This window comes from Pseudomonas sp. LAIL14HWK12:I7 (assembly GCF_000483465.1).
Taxonomy (GTDB): Bacteria; Pseudomonadota; Gammaproteobacteria; order Pseudomonadales; family Pseudomonadaceae; genus Aquipseudomonas; species Aquipseudomonas kermanshahensis.
In genome coordinates this window covers 104011-127973 of record NZ_AXYZ01000005.1, presented here as the reverse complement: position 1 = coordinate 127973, position 23963 = coordinate 104011, and the positions used below count along the sequence as shown (strand labels likewise).

At 60.8% G+C, this 23963-nt stretch carries 26 protein-coding genes; 17 read left to right on the top strand and 9 right to left on the bottom strand.

Features of this window, described 5'->3' with window-relative positions; all coding sequences use genetic code 11:
• Positions 1-55: 55 nt before the first annotated feature.
• From D886_RS0107405 to D886_RS26800, 7 genes are read left to right on the top strand one after another with little or no spacing between them, the layout of a single operon-like run.
• A complete protein-coding gene (locus D886_RS0107405; RefSeq protein ID WP_027593293.1) occupies positions 56-1261 on the top strand; it encodes an MFS transporter in 1206 nt (401 codons plus the stop codon).
• 46 nt (positions 1262-1307) lie between these two features.
• Positions 1308-1880 (top strand): cupin domain-containing protein, encoded by a 573-nt coding sequence (locus D886_RS0107400; protein WP_027593292.1) that lies wholly within the window; start codon positions 1308-1310, stop codon positions 1878-1880.
• Positions 1877-2869, top strand: a complete 993-nt coding sequence (locus D886_RS0107395) for a fumarylacetoacetate hydrolase family protein (protein WP_027593291.1) — start codon at positions 1877-1879, stop codon at positions 2867-2869. Before D886_RS0107400 ends, D886_RS0107395 begins: the two co-directional genes overlap by 4 nt.
• On the top strand, positions 2860-3840 hold the full coding sequence (locus D886_RS0107390; RefSeq protein WP_027593290.1) for an NAD-dependent epimerase/dehydratase family protein: 981 nt from the start codon (positions 2860-2862) through the stop codon (positions 3838-3840). The genes D886_RS0107395 and D886_RS0107390 overlap by 10 nt, the downstream gene beginning before the upstream one ends.
• Positions 3841-3851: 11 nt before the next feature.
• Entirely contained in the window at positions 3852-4640 is a 789-nt protein-coding gene (locus D886_RS0107385; protein ID WP_027593289.1) for a cyclase family protein, read from the top strand.
• A gap of 18 nt (positions 4641-4658) precedes the next feature.
• Positions 4659-6296 carry an arylsulfatase gene (locus tag D886_RS0107380; RefSeq protein WP_027593288.1) on the top strand — a complete coding sequence of 546 codons (1638 nt, stop codon included), beginning with the start codon at positions 4659-4661 and terminating at the stop codon, positions 6294-6296.
• The gene (locus D886_RS26800) at positions 6293-7300 is read left to right on the top strand and encodes a formylglycine-generating enzyme family protein (RefSeq protein WP_033694015.1); all 1008 of its coding nucleotides are present in this window, start codon (positions 6293-6295) and stop codon (positions 7298-7300) included. Before D886_RS0107380 ends, D886_RS26800 begins: the two co-directional genes overlap by 4 nt.
• 124 nt (positions 7301-7424) lie before the next feature.
• On the opposite strand, the gene D886_RS0107370 is transcribed toward D886_RS26800, so the two are convergent.
• The 3 genes from D886_RS0107370 to D886_RS0107360 all read right to left on the bottom strand — a co-directional run bounded on the left by D886_RS0107370 (position 7425) and on the right by D886_RS0107360 (position 10817).
• The gene (locus D886_RS0107370; protein WP_027593287.1) at positions 7425-8360 is read right to left on the bottom strand and encodes a VOC family protein; all 936 of its coding nucleotides are present in this window, start codon (positions 8358-8360) and stop codon (positions 7425-7427) included.
• A gap of 22 nt (positions 8361-8382) precedes the next feature.
• Positions 8383-9540 (bottom strand): S9 family peptidase, encoded by a 1158-nt coding sequence (locus D886_RS0107365; RefSeq protein WP_027593286.1) that lies wholly within the window; start codon positions 9538-9540, stop codon positions 8383-8385.
• Positions 9541-9893: 353 nt separating this feature from the next.
• Positions 9894-10817: a LysR family transcriptional regulator gene (locus tag D886_RS0107360; protein ID WP_027593285.1), complete on the bottom strand. Its 924-nt coding sequence runs from the start codon at positions 10815-10817 to the stop codon at positions 9894-9896.
• Positions 10818-11035: 218 nt separating this feature from the next.
• Here D886_RS0107360 and D886_RS0107355 point away from each other — a divergent pair, with 218 nt between their 5' ends.
• From D886_RS0107355 to D886_RS0107335, 5 genes are all read left to right on the top strand, one after another.
• Positions 11036-12163 (top strand): FAD-dependent oxidoreductase, encoded by a 1128-nt coding sequence (locus D886_RS0107355; protein ID WP_027593284.1) that lies wholly within the window; start codon positions 11036-11038, stop codon positions 12161-12163.
• 64 nt (positions 12164-12227) lie between these two features.
• Complete coding sequence (locus tag D886_RS0107350; protein WP_027593283.1) at positions 12228-12617, top strand: Rieske 2Fe-2S domain-containing protein; 390 nt, start codon at positions 12228-12230, stop codon at positions 12615-12617.
• Positions 12599-13306, top strand: a complete 708-nt coding sequence (locus D886_RS0107345) for a LysR family transcriptional regulator (protein ID WP_027593282.1) — start codon at positions 12599-12601, stop codon at positions 13304-13306. Before D886_RS0107350 ends, D886_RS0107345 begins: the two co-directional genes overlap by 19 nt.
• A 108-nt stretch (positions 13307-13414) precedes the next feature.
• The gene (locus D886_RS26795; RefSeq protein WP_050580730.1) at positions 13415-14797 is read left to right on the top strand and encodes an amidohydrolase family protein; all 1383 of its coding nucleotides are present in this window, start codon (positions 13415-13417) and stop codon (positions 14795-14797) included.
• Complete coding sequence (locus D886_RS0107335; protein WP_027593281.1) at positions 14790-15227, top strand: heme-binding protein; 438 nt, start codon at positions 14790-14792, stop codon at positions 15225-15227. Before D886_RS26795 ends, D886_RS0107335 begins: the two co-directional genes overlap by 8 nt.
• A gap of 468 nt (positions 15228-15695) precedes the next feature.
• On the opposite strand, the gene D886_RS27705 is transcribed toward D886_RS0107335, so the two are convergent.
• From D886_RS27705 to D886_RS0107325, 3 genes are all read right to left on the bottom strand, one after another.
• Positions 15696-16190: a substrate-binding domain-containing protein gene (locus D886_RS27705; RefSeq protein WP_256214957.1), complete on the bottom strand. Its 495-nt coding sequence runs from the start codon at positions 16188-16190 to the stop codon at positions 15696-15698.
• A complete protein-coding gene (locus tag D886_RS28185) occupies positions 16187-16432 on the bottom strand; it encodes a hypothetical protein (RefSeq protein ID WP_050580728.1) in 246 nt (81 codons plus the stop codon). Before D886_RS28185 ends, D886_RS27705 begins: the two co-directional genes overlap by 4 nt.
• A gap of 140 nt (positions 16433-16572) precedes the next feature.
• The gene (locus D886_RS0107325; protein WP_027593280.1) at positions 16573-17127 is read right to left on the bottom strand and encodes a TetR/AcrR family transcriptional regulator; all 555 of its coding nucleotides are present in this window, start codon (positions 17125-17127) and stop codon (positions 16573-16575) included.
• Positions 17128-17256: 129 nt separating this feature from the next.
• Here D886_RS0107325 and D886_RS0107320 point away from each other — a divergent pair, with 129 nt between their 5' ends.
• From D886_RS0107320 to D886_RS0107300, 5 genes are all read left to right on the top strand, one after another.
• Positions 17257-18096, top strand: a complete 840-nt coding sequence (locus D886_RS0107320; RefSeq protein WP_027593279.1) for an alpha/beta fold hydrolase — start codon at positions 17257-17259, stop codon at positions 18094-18096.
• Positions 18097-18185: 89 nt separating this feature from the next.
• Positions 18186-19268, top strand: coding sequence for an alkene reductase (locus tag D886_RS0107315; protein WP_027593278.1), 1083 nt, complete (start codon positions 18186-18188; stop codon positions 19266-19268).
• A gap of 36 nt (positions 19269-19304) precedes the next feature.
• Complete coding sequence (locus tag D886_RS0107310) at positions 19305-20138, top strand: alpha/beta fold hydrolase (protein WP_027593277.1); 834 nt, start codon at positions 19305-19307, stop codon at positions 20136-20138.
• A gap of 26 nt (positions 20139-20164) precedes the next feature.
• Complete coding sequence (locus tag D886_RS0107305; protein ID WP_027593276.1) at positions 20165-20908, top strand: SDR family NAD(P)-dependent oxidoreductase; 744 nt, start codon at positions 20165-20167, stop codon at positions 20906-20908.
• Positions 20909-20960: 52 nt separating this feature from the next.
• Complete coding sequence (locus D886_RS0107300; protein WP_027593275.1) at positions 20961-21962, top strand: NADP-dependent oxidoreductase; 1002 nt, start codon at positions 20961-20963, stop codon at positions 21960-21962.
• Positions 21963-22074: 112 nt separating this feature from the next.
• Here the strand turns inward: D886_RS0107300 and D886_RS28750 are convergent, their stop codons facing one another.
• From D886_RS28750 to D886_RS0107290, 3 genes are read right to left on the bottom strand one after another with little or no spacing between them, the layout of a single operon-like run.
• Entirely contained in the window at positions 22075-22494 is a 420-nt protein-coding gene (locus D886_RS28750; protein WP_081717464.1) for a winged helix-turn-helix domain-containing protein, read from the bottom strand.
• Positions 22495-22505: 11 nt separating this feature from the next.
• The gene (grxB, locus tag D886_RS0107295; protein ID WP_218186928.1) at positions 22506-23141 is read right to left on the bottom strand and encodes a glutaredoxin 2; all 636 of its coding nucleotides are present in this window, start codon (positions 23139-23141) and stop codon (positions 22506-22508) included.
• Between the two features lie 38 nt (positions 23142-23179).
• The gene (locus tag D886_RS0107290; protein ID WP_027593273.1) at positions 23180-23932 is read right to left on the bottom strand and encodes an SDR family NAD(P)-dependent oxidoreductase; all 753 of its coding nucleotides are present in this window, start codon (positions 23930-23932) and stop codon (positions 23180-23182) included.
• Positions 23933-23963 lie beyond the last annotated feature (31 nt).

Genomic DNA, 23963 nt, shown 5'->3' with positions numbered 1-23963 from the left:
ATCCTCTGGCTCGCACTCCCACGCGGCCTACGGACGGCCATGGAGGCGCACTGCAATGAGCACTGAGCGCCAGGCGGGTTTGCCGCAATCCCTGTTGCTACTGTTCGGCAGCTGTTTGCCGGTGCTGGGCGCGGTGCTGCTGGCACCGGTACTGCCGCGCATGCAGGCGCATTTTGCCGATACACCCGGCGCCGAAGTGCTGGTGCCTATCAGCCTGACCATTCCGGCGTTAGTGATCGCGCTGCTGGCGCCGTTTGCCGGTGTCATCGCCGACCGCCTGGGGCGCAAGCCGTTGTTGCTGGCCTCGATGATGCTTTACAGCCTCTGCGGGCTGCTGCCGCTGTGGCTTGAGTCGCTGCTGGGTATCGTCATCAGCCGTGCAGGCCTGGGCCTGGCGGAGGCTGGCATCATGACCTGCTGCACGACGCTGATGGGTGACTACTACCAGGGCGGGCGGCGCGAGCGCCTGTTCGCCCTGCAGATGGTCGCCACTTCGCTTTCGGCGGCAGTGTTCATCGCCTTGGGCGGCGCACTTGGGCAAAACGACTGGCGTCTGCCTTTCGTGCTGTACGGCGCCGGCCTGTTGCTCCTGCCGCTGATGGCAATGCTGCTCTGGGAGCCGAAGGTCGCTGAAGCCGCGGCGTTGTCTGGCAAGGCTGAAGACTTCCCGTGGCGCAGGCTCTTGCCGTTGTACCTGCTCACCGTACTGGCGGGCGTCAGCCTATTCATCGTGCCGGTGCAAGCCGGCTTCCTGCTCACCTTGCTGCACGTCGATTCGCCCCAGCAGATCGGCATGACCATGGGCGCCAACCAGCTCGGCGTGCTGGCCGGTGCACTGAGCTTCCGCCTGCTCAACGCCCAGCGCCGGCAACACCTGCTGCTGCTGGCTTTCGCAACAGCCGGGGGCGGTGGGCTGCTGATGGCCACCACCGACAACCCAGCGCTGGTGGTGGTTGCGGTGCTGATCAATGGCCTGGGCATCGGATTGATGCTGCCGACCCTGATCACCGGGGTGATGAGGCAGGTCGATTTCACCCAGCGCGGCCGCGCCACCGGAGGCTTCACCGCGGCCCTATTCGCCGGCGAGTTCATCAGCCCTCTGGTGGTGCTGGGCCTTAATGGCGGCGTGGTCGCCCAATTGCCTGGCGCCCTGACCGTGGTGGCTGTCGCCCAGTTGCTGCTGGCGCTCGCCTGCGTGGTGCTGGCGAAGTGTTTCCGTTCGCGCGGCGCTGGTGCTACCAGCACGCCTGATCACATCTAGAGGTAGCCATGCCCCTCGTGACGGCAATTGATTGAAAGGAGTTTTCATGCAAGCACTTCCCCCATTCCAGCGCGTGGTCACCGGCCACGACAACGAGGGCCGCGCCGTGGTCACCCTGGCAGGCCCTACGCCCAACAACTTCCCGCTCAAGGCGGTGCCCGGCACCCTGTTCTATGAGGTCTGGAACAGCAGCGTCAGCCCGGCGCTGCTGGACAATGGCGCCGACCCAACCGACAAGCCCCTGCAGCTTTCCCCCGGCGCCCAGGGCAGCGTGATCCGTGTGGTGGATATCCCGCCGGACAGCGTGCAGAACCAGGTCAGCGCCGAGGATGCCGCTGCGGCCTTCGCCGAGATCGGCCAAGCCCATGCAGGCACTGGCAAGGCTGACTCCAGGCACAAGCTCATGCACCGCACCGAAACCCTCGACTACGGCCTCGTCACCGAGGGTGAGGTATGGCTGGTGCTCGACGGCGAAGAAGTCCACCTCAAGCGCGGCGACATCGTGGTCCAGCGCGGCACCAACCATGCCTGGAGCAACCGCACCGAGAACATGGCGCGGATGGTCTTCATCCTGCTTGACGGCCGCTACGCCCCCGAACTCAAGGAGATGCTGCAATGAAGCTTGCCACACTCGACGACGGCAGCCGCGACGGCCGCCTGCTACTGGTTTCCTGTGACTTGAGCCGTGCGGTGGACGCCGCCGATATCGCCCCCACGTTGCAAGCGGCCGTGGATGACTGGCCGAACGTGGAGGCCGACTTGCGCGGCCGCTACGATGCCCTTAACAAAGGTGAACTCGCCGGCGCCTTCGACTTCGACCCCAACCGCGTGATGGCGCCGCTGCCGCGTGCCTGGCAATGGCTGGACGGCTCTTGCTTCCTCAGCCATGGCGAACTGATGCAGCGAGCGTTCAACCTTGCGCCCATCGAAGGCGTAGAGTCCACGCCGCTGATGTACCAGGGCGCTGGCGACGACTTCCTTGGCCCGCAGCAAGACATTGCACTGCCCAGCGAGGCCCACGGCATCGACTTCGAAGGCGAGTTCGCTGTGTTGGTGGACGAGGTGCCCATGGGCTGCACGGCCGAACAGGCACTGAAGCATATTCGCCTGGTACTGCAGGTCAACGACGTCAGCCTGCGGGCGTTGGCACCACGGGAGATGAAGACCGGCTTCGGCTTCGTCCAGGCCAAATCCTCCTCCAGCTTCGCCCCGGTGGCCGTTACCCCTGACGAGTTGGGAGGTGCCTGGCGCGACGGTCGCGTGCACCTGCCGCTGAACGTGGAGTGGAACGGCCAGTGGTTTGGCCACCCGCATGGCGGCGCCATGCACTTCGGCTTCCATCAGTTGATCGCCCATGCCGCACTGACCCGTCGCCTTGGCGCCGGCAGCGTGATTGGCTCTGGCACCGTTTCCAATGCCGACCGCAGCGTGGGGTCGGCGTGTATTTCCGAGCGCCGCGCCATTGAAATGATTGAACACGGTGCGCCGCGCACCGGCTTTCTGCAATTCGGTCACCGCATTCGCATGGAGGCGCGCAACACGGATGGTTCACCGTTGTTCGGTGCCATCGACCAGCAGGTAGTCCAGGCAGCCCCGCCATGCGCGTGATGATTACCGGAGCTGCCGGTTTCCTTGGACGCTTGCTGGTGCAACGACTGCTGGACAAGGGCCAACTGCGCGGCCAGCCGTTGGAAGCGCTGGTGTTACTGGATCGGCAACTGGAGGGTTTTCCTTCCGACCCGCGCCTGCGCTTGCTCGCCGGCAGTATCGCAGAACCGACCCTGTTACGCCGCGCCCTGGCCGATGGCGTGGATGTCGTGTTCCATCTGGTGAGCGTCCCCGGCGGCGCAGCCGAGGAGCACTATGCATTGGGCCGGCAGGTGAATCTGCTGGCGACCCTGGAACTGCTCGATCAGTTGCGCAACGCTGCGCGGCCACCGGTGCTGGTCTACGCCAGCAGCGTGGCCGTGTACGGCGCGCAACTACCGGCACGCATGGACGAGCAGTGGATGCCGCGTCCGGCGCTGTCTTATGGCGCGCACAAGGTCATGGTGGAAACCCAGCTCAATGACCTCGCCCGCCGTGGCGAGGTAGATGGCCGCGCATTGCGGCTACCGGGCATCGTCGCAAGGCCCCGCGAGCCGAATGGCTTGCGTTCGGCCTTCATGAGCGACCTGATGCACGCCCTTGCCGCGGGAGAAAACTATTGCTGCCCGGTATCGCCGCAGGCCACCGCCTGGTGGATGTCGGCGCGTTGCTGCGTCGACAACCTGCTGCATGCCGCCGAACTGCAAAACCCCGGCCCTCAGCGGGTGTGGCAGTTGCCAGTGCTGCACCTGGCCATGGACCAAGTGGTCGAGGCTCTGGTCGAGGCCTTCGGCGACGACCGTCGGGCCTTGGTGAGCTACCAGCCGAACGTGGACCTGGAGGCCCTGTTCGGCCGCTATCCGCCTTTGCGTACCCCGCAATCGCGAGCCCTGGGATTTCATCACGATGGCTCTGCCCAAACCCTGGTGCGTAACGCCCTTAGCCTGAGCCAACGCCCGCGCCATGCGCGCGCGTCATTACAAACCCTTTGAGACCTGCTGCCATGACCCTTGCCCGTAAACGCCGCCTCGTCGATCTCTCGGTAACGCTGGACAACAACCCCTACACCGACCCGCCGCCGCTGCTGCCCAAGATCGACTACATGGACCACCAGCAGGGTTGGCCAGAAATGGCCGCGATGTTCCCTGGCCTGTCCCTGGACCAGATGCCGGGGCACGAGTCGTGGGCAGCAGAGCGCCTGTCGATCACCACCCACAGCGGCACTCACATGGATGCGCCTTGGCACTACGCCTCTACCACCGACGGCGGCAAGCCGGCGTTCGGTATCGATGAGCTGCCGCTGGAGTGGTGCCTGCAAGCGGGAGTGAAGCTGGACTTTCGCCACCTGCCCGATGGCCATGTGGTGACTGGCGCCGAGGTGCACGCTGAGCTTTCGCGTATCGGCCATGAGTTGCAGCCGCTGGACATCGTGCTGGTGAACACCCGTGCCGGCAGCCTGTTCGGCGAGCCGGGGTATCTGGAAGCAGGTGTCGGCATGGGCCGTGAAGCCACCCTCTACCTGCTGGAGCGCGGCGTGCGGGTCGTGGGTACCGACGCTTGGAGCTGGGACGCACCCTTCAAGTACACCCGCGAACGCTTCGCCGAGAGTGGCGATGCGTCGATCATCTGGGAAGGCCACAAGGCTGGGCGCGACATCGGCTACGGCCAGATGGAGAAACTGGCCAACCTTGATAGCCTGCCGGCCAGCGGCTTTTTGGTGTCTTGCTTCCCTTACAAGATCAAGCATGCCTCGGCCGGCTTCGTCCGCGCCGTGGCCATCTTCGAAGAATAAGAACAGGAGCAACTCCCCATGCGATTACGCGTACTGTTGGCGGCCTTAGCGTGCCTTGCGCCAGTGCTCGCCGATGCGGCCGAGCGCCCCAATATACTGCTGATCGTGGCCGATGACCTGGGCTACTCCGACCTCGGCGCCTTCGGTGGTGAAATTGCCACACCGAGCCTCGATCACCTGGCGGCCAGTGGTCTGCAGCTGACCAGCATGTACGCTGCGCCGACCTGTTCGCCGACCCGATCCATGCTGATGTCCGGCACCGACAACCACCTGGCCGGGCTGGGTACCATGGCCGAAGGGATGCAGCCATTCCAGCGAGGCAAGCCAGGCTATGAGGGCTACCTCAACCAACAGGCGCACTCCATCGCCGGCCTGTTGCGCGATGGTGGTTACCGTACCGCCATGGTCGGCAAGTGGCACTTGGGCCTGGCCCCGGAGCAGGGCCCGGACCGTCGTGGCTTCGAGCAGTCTTTCACCCTGCTCGAAGGGGGTGGGGTGCACTTCAAGCCCGCCCCTGGCTCGACCGCGAAGATCGAACAACTCTCTTACCGCGAGAATGGCAAGCCAGTGGAGCTTCCGGATGACTTCTATTCCACGGACTTCTATACCGACAAGTTGCTGGCGTACCTGAAGGCGGGGCAGGGCAGTGGCAAACCCTTCTTCGCGTATGCGGCTTACACCTCGCCACACTGGCCGTTGCAAGCACCGCAGGCTTACCTGGATAAATACCGCGGTCGCTACGACGGCGGCTACGACGCGGTTCGCCAGGCGCGAATCGAGCGCATGAAAGAAAAAGGCCTGCTGCCTGCCGACTTCCAGAGCGCCGCGCCGCTCCCGGTCACCCCGCAGTTGCCTGGCTGGGACCAACTGGACCCCCAGCGCAAGCGCATCGAGGCGCGCAAGATGGAGATCTACGCCGCGATGGTGGACAACCTCGACCACAACGTCGGTCGCCTGCTGGAATACCTGCAGACCAGCGGCCAGATGGACAACACCTTGATCGTTTTCATGTCCGACAACGGCCCCGCTGGCGAACGCCACGAGCAGTACTACCCCGCCGGTCCGAATACCGACAACCGCCTGGAGAATCTCGGCCGACGCGGGTCGCAGATCGACTACGGGCTGCGCTGGGCAGAGGTGAGCGCGGCGCCACTGCGGCTGTTCAAAGGCAGCACCGCCGAAGGCGGTATCAGCGTGCCGGCCATCGTACAATTGCCGGCCAGCCTGCGTCGCCAGGGGCTGGAGCGTGGCGTGGCACGGGTGGATGACCTAGCGCCGACCTTCCTCGCTCTGGCGGGTCTGCCGGACCCGGGTGACCAGTACCAAGGCCAGCCCAAGCATCCCATCACCGGCAGCTCCATGCTGCCGATGCTCGAAGGCAAAGGCCGGGCTGAGCCGGTAATGGCCGGTGAGCTGTTTGGCAGCCGCTATTACCGTGAAGGTAACCTGAAACTCCTTGGCCTGGTGCCCTGGAGCATGCCGGGCCAGCCCCAGCCACCGTTGCGTTGGCAGTTGTTCGACTTGTCGCACGATCGCGGCGAGCAGCACGACCTCTCCGCCAGCCAGCCGGAAACGACGCAACGCTTGCAGCAGGCCTGGCAGGACTACGCCCGCCGTGTCGGAGTGGTCGCACCGCCTCTGGCCAAGGCCCCATGAGGCGCCAGCTGATCGTTGTCGGTTGCTTGAGTGTGCTGGCCCTGGCGACGGTAGCTGCGCGGCCGCCCACCAGCCTGCCCTTGGGCAATGTCGCCGGTTGCGAGGCCTACGGTGGCTTGCCGGCGGGTTGGGGCAACGACCCGCTGGCCGGGATGGTCCGCGTCAGCGGCGGGCGCTTCACCCCCGGCACTGATGGGGGTTACCCGGATGAGCGACCGTTCGCCCCAGTGCACGTGGGCGACTTCTGGATCGATCGCACCGAAGTTACCCGCGCGCAGTTCGGCGCCTTTGTCGAGGCTACCCATTACATCACCGAGGCTGAGCGCTCCGGTGGCGCCGCGTTGTTCCACGTACCGCTGGACACGGCCAGCGACGGGTCGGCGTTGCCTTGGTGGCGTTACGTAAGGGGTGCTGACTGGCGCCACCCATCGGGCCCGGACGGGCCGTTGGCCAACCTGGACCAGTACCCAGTGACCTTGGTCACCCTGGCGGACGCCCAGGCCTACGCACAGTGGCGCGGCAACGACCTTCCCAGCGAGGCCGAATGGGAATATGCAGCGCGCGGCGTTGACCCCTCGCAACGTCTCGGCGAGGAACCACGCGACAGCAACGGCCAGCCCGCCGCAAATTACTGGCAGGGCGTGTTCCCCGTGCATGACGCAGCCGAGGACGGTTTCGCTGGCGTTGCCCCAGTGGGCTGTTTTGCCGCCAACGCCGCTGGGCTGTTCGACATGATCGGCAACGTTTGGGAATGGACGGCAGATGCCCAATGGGGGCCGCTGATCAGTCACGCCAATGGCGATCCGAGCCAATTGCGTAGCGCGCTTGCACCGTCGCGTCCTCAGGTCATCAAGGGTGGCTCCTACCTTTGCGCCGCGTCCTATTGCGCCCGCTACCGCACGGCGGCACGTGAGCGCCAGGATGCGGACCTGGCGACCTCTCATGTGGGCTTTCGCACCATTCGCCGTATCCCGCCAACAACCTTGACCCACTCGGAGTGGTAGGGTAGTACAAGCAGTCTGAATGACCCCTGGCCAACCGGTTTGCCGGGAAACGAAGAGCGGGTCGCCCCAGGGTATAGGGGGCGACCCGCTCACGGCGTGTCAGCGTTCGTGGAGCCACCCACCCTCAATGTTTGGGTGGCGGGCCGCCAGGGGCCCATTTTTCCTGGTAATGGAAGAGGAAGTACTGCGAGTTATCGGCACCGGGCGCTGCAACCCGCGCGGTCCAGCGCTCGTCATGCAGGTCCATGTCGGCGTCGTATTCCACGTGGCAGCCCATGGGGCTGTTGAAGTACCAGAACCAGTTGGACCCCAGCTGGTGACGCCCTGGCCCCCAGAACGACTCATAGCCTTTCTCGACGAAGCGGGTACCGGCAATCATTACCTCGGTTGGGCCACCCATGTGGAAGGTAAAGTGTTCGATACCTTTCATGAACGGCGGCGTCTGGATCAGGAACAGGGTGTGGTGGTCCTGGGTGCCAGCCGGGCGCAGGAAGGGGCCGGTGTCGACGAAGCGGTCGGTGCAGACAAAGCCCAGGCGGGTGTAGAACGCTTCAGCCTTGGCCTGGTCAGGCACGAAATAGACCACATGCGACAGGCTGCGTGGCAAAGCCGGCATGTCGTCGCTGGCGCCCAGCGAGTTGATGGCGCGGCCCAGCTGTGCGCCGGGGGCGTTGCTTATTTCGCCGGGCATCACCAACGGGCGGCGCAGGGTGATGCGAAAACCCAGGGCGAAACCCATGTCGTCCACGACGCGCAAAACGCCGTCCTCCCCACGCACAACGGTGCGGTCCTTGGAAAGTTCGGCCTCGATGGCCTGCAGGGTGGCTTCGTCGGCTACGCCGTAAACGGTTTCGCGCAGGGTGTTCGCAGTCTCCATGGCCTTGGGCAGGCGTGGGTCGTCGCGGTGGCGAATTTCAATGCCTGTGCCGTCCAGGGCCTCAAGGTAGCCGCCGGCTTCGTCCAGCTTGCCCGGCTTCAAACCGTAGTCGGTGAGGTATTGCACGCAGGCGTCGACGTTGTCGACGCCGAACACAAGGTAATCAGGTCCGATGATCTTCATGGTCGGTTTCTCTTCTTGTCTATCAGGCGGTACGACCACCGAGGTTTTCGGCGACCCAGTCGGCGATGTACTGGCCGGCGTTAATGGAGTTATCGAAGCTGGAGTGCTGCACACCGCCTTCGCGCGGGGTGAAGATCTTCAGTTCGCGCTTGGGGCTATTGACCAGTTGTTCGTAGGTGCGGTGGGCCCATTTGAGCGGGATCTGTGAGTCCTGCTCGCCATGGGTGACCAGGAACGGCACCTTGATCCGCTCCACGACGCCGTCCAGGTGGACGTTTTCGGCGATGGTCATGAATTCGTCGATGTTCTTACCGCCCCAGACCCAGCGCACATGCTCCCAGTAATGCGGCACCGGGAAGCTGCCTTCGCGTTCCAGGCGGCGCTTTTGCACGTCGCGCCAGTCGTGGTTGGCGCCCCACACCACGCCACAGGCAAAGCGCGGCTCGAAAGCCACCACACGCGGGCAGTAGTAGCCGCCCAGCGACACGCCTTCGCAGCCGATGCGCTTGGGGTCCACATCCGCACGGGTTTCCAGCCAGTCGAACACGCGGCTGCCCCAATGCTCGGCGTCATAACGGGCTTTCAGGTCGTGCAGGCGCAGCGCTTCGCCGGTGCCCGGCTGGTCGATCACCAGCGATGACACGCCCCGCTTGGCGAGCCAGGCCGGCAGGCCAACTCGGTATTTCATTTCTTTCGTGGAATCCAGGCCGTTGAGTTGCAGCAGTAGAGGCGCCGGCCCCTGTACGCCTTCGGCACGGATGAATAGCCCGGAAATGACTTTGCCCTCATAGGGGATCTCGACCCGCTCGCAGTTCTCGCCGGAGAGCGCGATGCCGCGGGCGAAGGTGTCGAGGAAGCGTTGGTAAAGCTCCATGCGACCTGGGGCGCCGTGAGCTTGCAGGCGTTCACCTGTGAGGTAGTAGGTTGCGGCACGGTTGTACTTTTCGCCGGCCGAAAGCAGGCGGCCTTTCTCTTCGTCCTCGCGGGCCAGGTCGCAGAGTTTGTCGGCCGTCTTCGACCAGGCTTCTCGAAAGGCGCGGGTTCCGTCGGCGTCAGGTTGCTTGGCGGCTTCCTGAAGCGGTTCGCACATTTCGACGATTTCACCGATGCGCGCGCCCATCTCGATAGCGAGGTTTACCGAGAGGTTCCAAACGTAGTTGGTGGGGAAATAGCGGAACATATTGTTGTTTTTCCTTCTTCTGGTCCTGGCCGCCATCGACCCTGCATAGCGAGGGCTATCGCCCGAGGCGCTGTTCGCAGATCGGCAGGGCTCAAGTCGGGCAACCCGGTGTGAACGCTCCCGCATCAGGCAGTGGCGCGGGCGTCGGCCGCCCCTTGGGGCAGCTTGCGCAAGCTCGCATGGGCCAAAGGATTGGACAAATCGCTTGTTCGGATGCCAGCTATCGGATTGCGAGATACCTGGCGTGCCGCCGTGACGGCAGGCATGGCGAACGCTGAGGGCACGCATCGCCAGTATCGATTGGTTGGCGCATCCGGGATGGGGCCGTAGCGGGACCCCGAATGCCGAGGGGCTCAAGCGGTAACGGCAGACTCTGGGCGGCTGACCATCTCTGTCAGCTTTTCGCGCAGCCAGCGCAGCATGGGGTCACGGTCCAGGCTGCGGTGCCAACTCATGTATTCCTGCATGGCCGGCAGCTCCACCGGCGGCGGCAAGATGCGCAGCGGCAGGTTGCGTGCATAAAGCCGTGCCAGGCGGCTGTGCATGGTGGCGATGCGTTGGGTCCCAATGACCAGTTGCGCCAAGGTATTGAAGTCGTGGGTGATGACTTCCACGCGGCGTTTGCAACCGTATTGGCTCATGAACCACTCCTCTATGCCGGGCGTACGGCTGCGCCCGAAGGCGACGCCGACATGGCCCAGCTCAAGGTAGCGTTCCAGTGTCAGGCGCTCGCCGATGCTGTGGTTCTCGGCGCACACCACGCAGACGTGCTGTTCGTCGAACAAGAGCTGTGAGGGGTGCTCCTTAACGATGAAGTGCTCTGGCGCGATCATCAGGTCCACTTCGCCGCGCATGAGCATTTCCATCGCGGTCTGGCCGGGGCTGATGAGTTCGAAGGTGATGTTCGGGGCTTCATGGTTGATCTCGCGAATCGCCTCGGCGAACAGCACGCTGATCAGGTAGTCCGAGGCCATGATGCGGAAGTGACGTTTACTCTCGGAGATGTCGTGCACTGGTTTGGCGGTGATGGAGGTCTGGATTTTCAGCAGTACGTCGCGAACCGGTAATGCCAGTTCCTTTGCCAGTGGGGTGGGCATCATCTTGCGGCCCACCTGCACTAGCAGGTCATCTTCGAAGTAGGTCCGCAGGCGTCCGAGCACACCGCTGGTGGCCGATTGGGTCATGTGCAGGCGGGCGGCGGCACGGGTGATGTTCTGCTCTTCCAGCAGTACATCCAGCGCCACCAGGAGGTTCAAATCCAGGTGTTTAAAGCGCATCACGGGCATCTCTTGTTGTATTTATTTTCGCGATACCCTGCATCCCGACTAACGATTAGTCAAATTGTTCCTGCCTTCCTAGCCTGTGCTCCTAGGGCCTCTCTGATGTCGTGCTATCCAGCCGCGATGGCGTGGTCCCGGTCAAAACACTGTTAATGCTCGGGTTGTCACGCTCGCGATCGACCCTGCGCTCCCACAACAAGAACAAGGATTCATCCATGAGCAGCGATATCAGCAAGGTACTCGTAGTCGGCGGCGGGATTGGTGGCCTCTGCGCGGCCATCGCATTGCGCCGCCAGGGCATCGCGGTGGACCTGGTGGAAATCAAGTCCGAGTGGACCGTCTATGGTGTCGGTATCATTCAGCAGAGCAACGTGGTGCGAGAGATGGCCCGCCTCGGCGTGCTCGAAGGCTACCTCGAAGCGGCTTATGCCTTCGAGGATGTTGGCATCTACGATCTGCAGGGCAATGCCCTGGTACGTATCCCAGGCCAGCGCCTGGCCGGCCCGGAGTATCCCGCCAACGTCGGTATCTCGCGCCTGTCTCTGCACCAGGTGCTGAGCACCACTGCGATCGACCTTGGCACCCAGGTACGCCTTGGCTTGTCGGTAGAATCCTTCCAACAAGACGCGGCCGGCGTGGATGTGAGCTTCACCGATGGCAGCGCTGCTCGCTACGACTTGGTTGTGGGGGCCGACGGCGTTTACTCGAAGATTCGCGGCATGCTCTTTGGCGACACCTACAAGCCGCGTTTCACCGGGCAGGCCGTGTGGCGCTACAACTTTCCTCGACATCCTTCCATTGATCATCTGGCGAGCTATGTCGGTGCTGAGGGCAACGCCGGCCTGGTACCGCTGTCCGACGACCTGATGTACATGTTCTCCACCTCCCACGAACCGGGTAACCCCCGCTATGAGCCGGCACAGTTGGCCGAACTGATGCGTGACCGCATCAGTAAGATCGCAGGCCTAGTGGGCGAGTTGCGCGAGCAGATTACTGACAGCAGCCAGGTGGTCTACAAACCCATGGAAGTGGTGTTCGTCAACGAACCTTGGTTCAAAGGCCGTGTGCTGCTGATTGGCGACGCGGCTCATGCAACCACGCCGCATTTGGGGCAGGGCGCAGGGATGGCAATCGAAGACGCGCTGGTTCTGAGCCTGGAGCTGTGCGGCAGCGGTTCGGTGGAGCGGCGGCTTGAGCGTTTCATGACGCGCCGCTTTGAGCGCTGCAAGTACATCAGCGAGAACTCGATCATGGCCGGGGAGAGGGAAATGGCCCGTGACGCGACGTTCGATCGCATCGGACTGACCAAGGCGATGCTCAAGCTGACCGCCGAACCGATCTGAAACTGCTAGCCGTGGCGGCTATTCCGGTGATTACGCGCTCACCCCCTGAGTTATCGAGGTCTCTGTGTCCCAGGATTTGACATTACTCTGCCGCGACGACCAGTTGCAGGAAGGCCTTGCACGTGGGTTCGACCCCTGGGCCCAGGGGCGTGACACCGTGCTTGCGTTGCGCTGGCGTGGCCAGGTGCGTGTCTATCGAAACCTGTGCCCGCACCTGGACGTGGCCATGCAGTACCGCAAGGACCGCTTCATGTCTGGCGATGGCCGGCACATCGTCTGCTTTGCTCACGGTGCGCTGTTTCAGCCCGACAACGGCTTCTGCGTGCTTGGCCCCTGTCAGGGCCAGTCGCTGCAAGCACTGATGGTAAAGGTCGACGTTTCGGGAAATGTTTGGCTGGAGGAGGGTGGCCCTCGGGCAAACGATGAGGCTATTGCGTGCGCTTCCATGGACTAGACCTGAACCTGCTGGTGGTGCTGGACGCTTTGTTTGTCGAGCAGCACGTCACGCGCGCCGCGGTGCGCCTGCACCTGACCCAGTCAGCGGTCAGCGTGGCCCTGGGTCGCCTGCGGGAGCACTTTAACGATCCGCTGTTCGTCCTCGTGGGCGGCGCCATGCTGCCCACGGCGCTGATGCAGTCGCTGCACCCACGTATCGACCAGGTACTGGAAAACGCGCGGGGCATTGCCTTCGCCAATGCACGCTTCGACCCGGGAGCGGCGCGCCGCAAGTTCCGCATCATTGCGTCGGATTATGTGATCGCGGTGCTCATGCCGGCGCTGATGCGACGGTTGGCCAGCCTTGCGCCCCAGGTCGACTTGCAACTTCTCACGCTGGTGCCGCTGCGCGGTGCCGAGCCGGGCAGCCTGGTGGATGAGGCCCTGGAGCACCGGCACTGCGACCTGGTGATCCTGCCGCTTGCCCATGGCTCGGCGCGTCATCCGCAATTCATCGTTGGCGGCCCCTGCCTATCGACCCTGCACAGTCGCCTGGCGCACCTCTACGCGCAGCGCTTTCCTCTGCGCCTGCTGCCACCACCACTCGCCATTCCCGCCACTCTGCAGGTGATGCAATGGCACGCCTACCAGGACAGTGACCCGGCGCTGGTCTGGCTGCGCCAGTTGTTGGCGGAGGTGGCGGGCTGACCACGACGGCTATCAATTTCTGTCATGGCCGGCTAGCAGGAATCTTCACTTCCTCAGGCATTGGCTGCCCAATACCGTGTCGGTACGACAACAACAGGACAGACCGCCATGCCCAGACGCCACGTTCACTGCCAAACCCTCTTTACTGGCCTTGAGGACCAGGCTCGCCACGACCAGGTGCTGATCATCGAAAAGGGTGTGTTCACCCATGTCGGCCCTCGCCAGACCGCTCCTCAGCCATTGCCTGGCGAACGCGTGATTGACACTGGCGGACACTTCGTCATGCCCGGCCTGGTGGATGTCCACACCCATCTGGTGTTCGGCAACGCCAAAAGCGAGGAAGACATCGACCTGCACGTCTCGCCGGAATTTCGCGCCCTGCGCGGTCTGTTTTTTACCCAGCATGTACTGGCCGCCGGCTACACCTCGGTGGTAGTGCCGGGTGACGCCGGGCATTGCAGCATTGCCGTACGCAACGCTATCAATGCCGGTATGTTCACTGGCCCACGCATTGCCGCCAGCAGCAATGTAATCGCCAACCGGCAGAGCCTGAACGATTGGTTCCCCAGTTGGGTCGGTACGCCTGAGTATTTCTCTGGCCGCCTGTGCGCTACCCGCGACGAGCAGATTGCGGAAATCCGTCGTCAGGCCAAGGACGGCGTGGACCTGATCAAGATCGCTATGGACGGCCCGCACATGCGTCCCAACGGTGAACATATCGCTGCGTTCACCCAGGACGAGACCCGCGCCATGGTCGAGGAGATCCACCGCCTTGGAAAAAAGGTCGCCGTGCATGCCTATGGCCGCGAAGCGGTGCTGTATGCGGCGAAGGCGGGGGTGGACGTGATCTTCCACGGGTTTTTCCTAGACGATGCCTGTATCGAGGCAATACTCGAATCGGGTAGTCACCTCGCTCCGACCTTCACCATGCTCGCCAACAACGTCGAATTTGCCGAGGATTACGAGCCTTCGACCCGCTGTGGTTACGCTGCGATGCAGCGCCGTGTGATCGAGGTGGGTTGTCGCAACTTGCGCCGCGCCCGGGAAGCCGGTGTGCCGTTCATGACCGGCAGTGACAGCGGTTTCGCCATCACTCCCTACGGTGAATGGCACGCCCGTGAAATCGAGATTTTTGTCGACTGGTTGGGTTTCAGCCCTGCCCAGGCATTGCGCGCGGCAACCTCGGTTGCCGCGCGGATGATGCCCGTGGCGCAGCAGGTGGGCGCCATCGAGGTTGGCCGTCGCGCCGACTTCATCTGTGTTGATGGCTCCCCCCTGCAGAACGTCTCGATTCTTCAGGAGCGCGAGCGCATACGTGACGTGTACCTAGGCGGGCATCGCGTGGAGGCCCAGGTACCGGGCTACGATCCCTACAAGGTCAGTGACTTCAACACGGTGAAATGGGCCGAACTTCACACCCGGCAACGGGCCGTGGACATGGGCAAGCGCAGCGCACCTGAACCTGAGCAGGAGGTAGGCCGGCATGAATAAGCTCACCCTGGAACTGGCGTCGCAGATGGTCGACACTGCGCTGGCAGAGGGCCGGCGGTTAGCCTTGCAGCCACTTTGTGTTGCGGTACTGGATGCCGGCGGTCACCTGCTGGCGCTCAAACGCGACGAGCGCGCCAGCCTGCTGCGACCGCAAATCGCGTCGGGCAAGGCCGCCTCAGTGCTCGGCATGGGCTTTGGCGGCCGCGAACTTGCCCATCGTGCTGCCGCGCTTCCTGCATTCTTCAATGCATTGAGTGCCCTGGCCGGCGGCAATATGGTTCCGGTGCCCGGCGGGGTGCTGGTGCGTAATGGGGCAGGGGAAGTGATCGGCGCTATCGGTATCAGCGGTGACAGCTCCGACAACGACGAACGCTGTGCGATTGCCGGCGTGCTGGGGGCAAACTTGATGCCCGACAGTGGTGCATGTTGATAGGAAAAAAGCCATTTTTGCCACTGCGGCTTGGGTGGCTTTTCTCATTTCATACGCTTATTGGGTGCGCTCAGCCTCGGATATCTGAAAAAGTTTCAGTCTCAAATCTGCCCGCGCCAATCCAAGCCCTAGATGCATGTGTTGTATTGCCGTTGGGAATTCAACGGATGCAGTTGTGGGCGATCCAGTTGATGAACCGGTCGGCGTACAAGAGGGAGGAAAGATCGGGAATGGGATGAACGCCCGCGTCACACAAGAAGCCCTAGCGACCAAAGTCAAGATCTCTGATAGCGGGCCGCAAGGTGCGGCTCGTCAGCTCACATTCGGAAAGAACAAAGTCTGTTTTTATGAAGCTGCTCGGCTCTCGCTGAGGATTGACAGGCGGCAGAAAGGTAACCAACCTGCGCGTGCTAATAAGAATTAAATAATTCTCCGAGCCTCCTGCATAGCTGCCAATTCTCGGGTTGATTAGTTACGCGTCAGGCCGCAGCTTTTACGCACAATCAGCTTCGGTTTGAGTAAGAACTTCATGGCAGGGGTGTCTGGGTTCTTCAGGCGCTTCATGAGCATTTCGCTAGCAACCTCTCCAATACGCTCAGGCTCCAGGGCCACGGTGGTGAGGGGAGGGTTGCAGTATGCGGAGCTCGCGACCCCGTCACTCCCGATCAAAGCGATGTCCTCACCCGCCTTAAGTCCTCGGTTGCCCAGCTCGCTGAGCGCGCCAGTGGCAATCAGGTCGTTGTAGCAAACCACTCCTGTCGGCCGACGATCCATGTCGAGCAGGCGACTCATGCCGTCTTTGCCGCCAGCCAGGCTGATGGCAGTTTCGATCATCCAGTCCGGATTTGGGGTAATCCCGTTTTTCTCCAAGCACTCCATGTAGCCGTGCAAACGCTCCATGCTTACCGAATAGGTGCTGTTGCGCCCGACGAAGGCAATGTCCCGATGCCCGAGGTCAATCAAGTGCTGGGTGGCGAGTTGTATGCCGACGTAGTTGTCTGCCCCGACGAAGTCGGTCTCAGGTTGTCGGTCGCAGCAGCGATGAATACCAGACCGCCTGCGGTAGTGATCGGGCCGCCGTTGCTTGGTACGCCGAAACGAACTGGCAGGCCGGTTGGCAAGCCGAACGGGCCGTTCGCACGAGCAGTACCCAGCGGGTTCTGCCACAGCACTTTACGGGTGTGCATATCGATGGCATTGATCATGCCGAATGGTGGTTCGTTGCGAACCGCCCCTGTTGGCGGTTTTTTCGCCTGGAATTCAAGTAAGTCGCATTCGGATCGAACGGAAGTGGAAAGGACTCATGCTCGAGCAGTGACGCTCATGGGGAATGGATGGGCCTGCCTCAGGGCGTCAATTTGTCCATGATCTGCTCACGGCACACGCTGAGCACTTCATCAGCAAGTGGTGAGTCGTCCGGACAAGCGCGAGACAGAATCAAGGCGCCTAGGGCGTGTGCGAAGGTGTCGATGATTTCCGCACGACTTGCTTTCGGTTCGTCATCCTTGCCCTGTAAAACCTCCAGCAACTTTTCAATCCCAGCCTCGTAAGCTGCTTTGATGTCATTGGACTGTCGAGCGGCGTCTCCGCCCAGTGCCGCTAGGGTGCAACCTTTCCCTTTCTCATCGCGGTGCTTGCGGGACAGGTAGAAATTGACGAAGTCGGCGAGTTCGATGCCCTGCATCTGCTCGACCGTCTTGTTGATTCCGCACGTCGCGGATTCACCTATCAAATCCGCCTTGGATTTGAAGTGTTTGTAAAAACCGCCGTGAGTGAAGCCGGCAGCTCCCATGAGGTCTGCAACACCCACGCCGTCGTAGCCGCGCTCACGGAATAGCGTGGAAGACGTTTCCACGATATGGGCCCGGTTAGCTTGTGCTTGGGCCTTGGTGACCTTCATTTCTCAGCTCTCTTCGCTATCAAGGCAGCCAATATCATACATTGATGACGTTCATAATCAAAGTTGTTGACTGGATTGATGACGATCATCATCATTAGGCTATGTCTTCCACTGAGAGAGCAAAACGTCATGAGCTATACCCATCTCACCGTTCCGACCCGCACAGTAGAAGTAGGCGGCGACACCTTCACCTACCGTCGCTGGGGTAATCCTTCTGGTGTTCCCCTGGTCTTCATTGCCCACTTCCGTGGCGGGCTCGATCACTGGGATCCGATCATCACTGATGGTCTGGCTGCGGATCGTGAAGTGATCCTGCTGAACGGTAGGGGTGTAGCGTCGTCGTCGGGAACACCGGCCACGACCATTGAGCAAATGGCGGATGACATTGCAGCGGCCATCAAGGCACTGGGGCTGACCCAAGTCGACCTGCTTGGCTTCTCCATCGGTGGTCTGCAAGTTCAGGAGGTGGCGCTTCGTCACCCCGAGTTGGTACGCAAGCTTTTGCTGCTCGGCACCGGACTGCGCGGTGGTGATCCAACCATGGCGGAGGGGGTGAGAGAGGCCGCTTCGAACCCCGCTCCGACCATCGAAAACTTCCTGTTCCTCTTCTTCGGTCGTTCGGAAGCAGCCAAGAAAGCGGGCCTGGCGTTCTGGGAGCGCCGCAACCAGCGCGCCGATCAAGACACCCCAAGCTCGATTGATGTCGCCATGGCACAGGGCGCTGCTTTTGCAGCCTATGTCCAGTCGGCACAGGGCGAGAACCGCTTCTCTTACCTCAACGAGCTCAAGCAGCCCACCTTGGTAGTCAATGGCGTCGACGACGTCATGATCCCTTCGATCAATTCGTGGAGCCTGGTGCAGAACATCCCGAATGCCCAGCTGCTGATCTACCCGGACTCCGGTCACGCCGCTCACTTCCAGTATCCCGAGCGCTTCCTGAAACACGCTCTCCAATTCTTGGAAGAGTAAGGCCACCCCCACCTGGGCTGCTGGGAGCGCGTAAGCGTCTTCAATAGCGGTGTGTTTGAAACCTAATTCGTAGTATCGGAATGTTGAGAATGGCTGAGAAATCCGTATTTGAGCCCTACACCCTTGGGGCAATCACCCTTTCCAACCGTATCGTGATGGCGCCGCTGACGCGCAACCGAGCGGAGGAGGGCCTGCTGCCGAGCCAGTTCGCCGCTACCTACTATAGCCAGCGCGCTTCTGCAGGGTTGTTGATCACTGAAGCTACCCAGGTTTCAAAGCAAGCTCAGGGCTACCAGAACACGCCTGGTATCTTCACCCAAGAACAGGTGAACGCTTGGCGCGAAGTGACCGAGGCCGTCCATGCTGAGGGAGGTCGTATCTTCCTTCAGATCTGGCACGTTGGCCGGGTATCGCACGTCGTTTACCAAGACGGTCAACCGCCTGTAGCACCTTCTGCAATTCGAGCTGCTACCAAGGTCTCCGTGAATAACGAACTTGTGGATGTCTCCGAGCCTCGTGCGCTTCGTATCGAAGAACTCCCAGGCATTGTCGAAGACTTCCGACAGTCTGCAGCTAACGCCATCAAGGCCGGCTTCGATGGGGTCGAGATCCATGCAGCCAACGGCTACCTGCTGGATCAATTCCTGAAGGACAGCGCGAACAAACGTACCGACGCTTATGGTGGTTCGGTAGCCAACCGGGCACGGCTCGTTCTGGAAATTGCCCAGGCGGTGGTATCAGAAATTGGCGCCGAGCGCACGGGCATCCGCATTTCGCCTGTCTCTCCGTTCAATGATGTTTCCAGCACCAACGCTCAAGAGCAGTACGACTACTTGATCGACAAGCTCAATGAGCTTGGCCTGGTGTACCTCCACGTTATTGAAGGTGTGCCGGGTGGCCCACGTGATATTGCTCCGTTCGACTACGCCGGGCTGCGCAAGCGCTTCACCAACACCGTGATCGTCAACAACGGCTACGACGTGGAGCTCGCTTCCTCTCAATTGACGTCAGGTCAAGCAGATCTGTTTGCGATTGGTCGGCCCTTCATCGCAAACCCTGACTTGGTCGAGCGATTGAACTCCGGTGCTGCGTTGGCAAGCTTCGACCCCGCGACACTCTACGGCGGCGGTGCAGCGGGTTACATCGATTACCCCGCACTGGAAAACGCTTAAGCCCAGCGCGTCTATCTTCAATTCGAGATCATTGATATGACCCAGTACATCGCCGCACCCAACCAGACCCTCGAGATCGATGGTGTTGCCTTCGCTTACCGTGAGCTCGGGCGCCAAGGTAGCGTTCCCCTCATCCTTCTGAATCATTGGGGAGCCGTTCTCGACAACTTCGATCCACGCATCGTCGACGAGCTGGCTAAGCATCACCATGTAATCGCCACGGACTATCGCGGCATTGGTTTGTCTGGTGGTGTCGCGCCGCTTACCGTCGCAGAAATGGCCCGCGATTCCGTGGCGTTTATCAAGGCGCTGGGCTTCGACAAGGTCGACCTCTTCGGCTTCTCGTTGGGTGGCTTCGTTGCTCAGGAGATCGCGATCACCCAGCCTGGCCTGGTGCGTAAACTGATCCTGACCGGCACCGGCCCTGCCGGGGGCAAGGACATTGACCAAGTCGCCGTGGTTTCCATGCCGCTGATCCAGAAGGCGATGTCCGAAGGAATTGATCCGAAGACCTATCTCTTCTTCACGTCGAGCGAGGCGAGCCAGCAGGCTGCTAATGCTTTTCTGAATGCCATGCTTGAACGCCAGAGCGACCGCGATCTTCCTGTCACTCAGGAAGTCTTCGGTCGCCAGCTTCAAGCCATTCAGGCCTGGGGGCAGCAAGCTCCACAGGACTTGTCTAGCCTGGATATTCCGGTGCTTATCGCCAACGGTGACCAAGACATCATGGTTCCGTCCGCACTTAGCAGCGATATGGCAGAGCGCATTTCTGGCTCTACGCTGGTTATCTACGAGGATGCTGGTCACGGAGGAATTCTCCAGAACCATGCTGACTTCTCTTCGAAAGCTCTCGCATTTCTTCGTGACTAAGACAACCGCAGCCAGGAGTCGGACAAATGAGTCAGCCTACTGCAATCGTGTTCGGTGTTGGCACTACCCGAGGTGTCGGGGGAGCGGTCTGTAAGCGTTTTGCCCAAGAGGGGTATCACGTCATTGTCACAGGCCGAACTTTGGAAAAGATCGAGGAAGTCGTTGCAGACATTCGGAGTTCCGGCATAGGGAGCGCCGAAGCGTTGCAGACTGATGTCACCGTCGAAGAGCAAGTCATCGCAGCGTTTGATCTTGCGATGTATCCAGGCGCGGGCCGAGCCCCTGCCGACGTCGTGGTGTTCAACGCGGGCAATAACGCCCTGATCGATTTCACTCAGCTCACAGCCAGCCAGTTCGAGGACTTTTGGCGAGTAGGCTGCTACTCGGGCTTCCTCGTTGGCAGAGAAGCAGCCAGGCGGCTGGTTCCTTTGGGTCGTGGCACCGTGATTTTTACCGGTGCTTCAGGAAGCTTGAGGGGCAAGCCTGGCTTTGCCCACTTTGCCGCCGCCAAGGCGGGATTGCGGATGATCTCTCAAAGCATGGCACGCGAGTATGGGCCTAAGGGTATTCATGTTGCTCATGTCGTCATCGATGGCGGCATCCTGGGTGACCGACTGCGAAATGCTGCCCCGGCCAGGGTGGAGAGCATCGGGTCAGAAGGGCTGTTGGGATACGAGGCGATTGCTGAGAACTACTGGACGTTGCATTGCCAGCCACGATCCGCCTGGACTCAAGAACTCGACCTTAGGCCGTTCAAAGAAAGTTGGTGATCGCCTGATCACCTGCACTTCGGGCACCTCTACATTTTGGAATTTTGAAGATATGAAAGCGTTTCTGATTGATCGCTACGGCAAAGACGTCGTTGGTGATATCACTGAAGTTCCAGAGCCAAAGGTGGGTGATTTCGATGTTCTCGTTGAGACCCACGCTGCAAGCGTGAACGTTCTTGATATCAAAATTCGGAAGGGCGAGTTCAAGTTGATGCTGCCTTTCAAGATGCCCCTGATCTTGGGTAACGATGTCGCTGGCATCGTGAAACGGATCGGTGGGAAAGTCAGCCGCTTCCGGGTGGGCGACGAGGTGTACGCACGTGTCGGCCAGGCGCGTATGGGCGGCTTTGCGGAATTCGTGGCCGTCAACGAAGCGGCAGTCTCGCCCAAGCCTACCAATCTGAGCATGGAGGAGGCGGCTTCGCTGCCATTGGTGGGCCTCACAGCCTGGCAGGCTTTGGCGGAAATGGCCAAGGTTCAACCAGGGCAAAGGGTTCTGATTCATGCCGGTTCCGGTGGCGTCGGTAGCATCGCCATCCAAGTCGCCAAGCACCTGGGAGCATTCGTCGCAACAACCACGAGTACCGTCAATGTGCCGTGGGTAAAGGCGCTGGGTGCCGATGTGGTGATTGATTACAAGACCCAGCATTTCGAATCGCAGTTGAGTGATTACGATGTCGTGCTCAGTGGGCTGGGCGGTGATGTTCTCGAAAAATCCCTCCAGGTACTGAAGCCAGGTGGTCAGTTGATTTCCATCTCTGGCCCACCTACCCCTGAGTTTGCTGAGCAGCTTCGCCTTTCCTGGTTGTTCAAGCAGGTCGTGCGTTTGATCAGCCGTGGGATCAGGAAAAAATCTGAGCAGAAGGGCGTCAGCTACAAGTTTCTGTTCATGAGGGAGAGTGGTGCGCAACTGGCTGATCTGGCCAAGCTGGTTGAGGCTGGGGTTATCAAGCCTGTAGTGGATCGCACCTTCCCATTGGATTCGACGCGTGATGCTTTGGCATACGTCGCGCAAGGCAGAGCCAAAGGTAAGGTAGTGGTGAAGGTGAGGTGATCACCTGGGCGCAAAGGGGAGCGAAAGCTCCCCTTTGTCGGCTAGTCGCTTGTCTCGTCATCCGAGGCTCGGCATCTCATTCTTCAGAGATTCACGTACCCAGTAGATTGGCTCAGAAGCCCCTCTCAGTCCGTAGTGACGAAGATGACTCAACCCCCCGAATGGTTAACCCTCTACCGCGTAGTGTCCTGATTTCGAACGGCGCTTGTAGGGCCTTAAGCACTTTTCTCAGATAACAAATTTGTACTTCTATGATCTTGGTACCGGGATTGAACTGGTATCCCCAAATTTCCTCATAGATCGTCGTTCGGCTCACGACGTTTTCTTGATGGCGAAGAAGCAATGTCAAAAGGCGGCAAGACGTGGCCTTGAGCGGAAAGTGAAGATCTTCGAATCTGACAGTCCGCGTGCTTGCATCCACGATGAGCTCACGTACGGGCGTCGTGAAAGCTTGCTGATCTTCAAGATGTCCTAGGTAGGAATTGCCTCCCACGCCTTTCTGGGCGCTTACGCTGGGCTCTAAAATAGCCATCTATCTGTTGGTCAAGCAGCTTGGTTGAAGAGCAGGGGAACGCCACATGCCTCACTCAATCGATGCATGTAATCGCGCACTTGATCTGGGAATTCAACGGTTCGAACGATGGAGAGCGATCGCAATACGGGCCAAAGCGTCACATCGTTGATGCCGATTGTTGTTCTGTCCTTAACCAGCGGAACAAGGTCGTTGATCAGAGGTTGCAGTTCCGCCACCAGCTTGGATGTGGCTCCACGCAAAGCCTCCAGATCCCCGAAGGCTTGTTCCTCCCGCAGCCGGTACGCCTCTCTTGCCATTGGCGTGTTGATTTCTGCGAAGTCTGCCTGGACGAAGCGTGGTATGAATAGCTTGAGTGCCGTGGGCCAGGCTTCTTTGACCCAAGCGTCCAAGGTTGGGTCTTGCGGCGCCACCAGTACTGTCGGGCCGATGCCATCGAGATATCGCACGATATCTAGGCTTTCCCCAATATGGCTGCCGTCTTCCTTCTGCAGGATCGGCACAGCCTTTTTTCCAATCAGGCGCAGGGGCGTTTCGGCATCGCTCTCCATGATGACCTGAAGCATCACCGGGAGACTCTTGAGTCCAACGATCATCCGAGCACGCGTGCAGAACGGGCAATGTTCGTAAATATAGAGTTTCATCATTCAAATTTATCCGGATTACTGCCGTTGGGCCTGGATGCTCAGAACTGTACTGAGCGTGTCAGTCCGCCATCCACGAGCAAGTTTGTGCCGGTGGTAAAGCTTGCAGCAGGGCTGGCCAGGAATACGACTGCTTTGGCTACTTCATCGGGTGTAGCCATGCGGCCCAACGGGTTTTCAGCTAGGCATTTCGCGAAGGTTTCGGGCTGGTCGCGCTCTATGTCACCCCATACGCCCTCAGGAAAATATACGTTTCCTGGGGAGACAGAGTTCACCCGAATACCTTCGCGCGCATGGCGTGCAGAAAGCGTTTTACCGTAGTGCAGCAAGGCTGCTTTCAATACGCCGTATGGCTCGGCGAACATATCGACTTCGCGGCCCGATACGCTGGAAATTAGGACAACCGATGCGGCTTGCGATTCACGCAGGGCGGGCAAGGCGGCTTTGACCATCGTCGCACTTCCCAGTAAATCGGTGTCGAAGGCTCGCCGCCATGTCTGCAAGTCATCTCCGCCAGCCAGAGCGCTCACGTTCGGCACGACGATATCGATTCCTCCAAGACGCTGCGCTGCATCCGTGACCCAGGCCTGCACCTGGTCGGGCTGGGTGACATCAACGGCGGTACCGATGGCGTCATGACCGAGTGCTTGTTGCGTCGTTTGGAGGCCTGCGGTACCCCGAGCACAGAATGCCACCTTGGCGCCCTCATCGAGAAACAACTTGGCAATTGCCCGCCCGATACCCCTGGAAGCTCCGCTAACCAGTACGCGTTTACCTTGCAAGCCCAAATCCATGATCAAACTCCTCTGTGAATCAGTGTCAAGA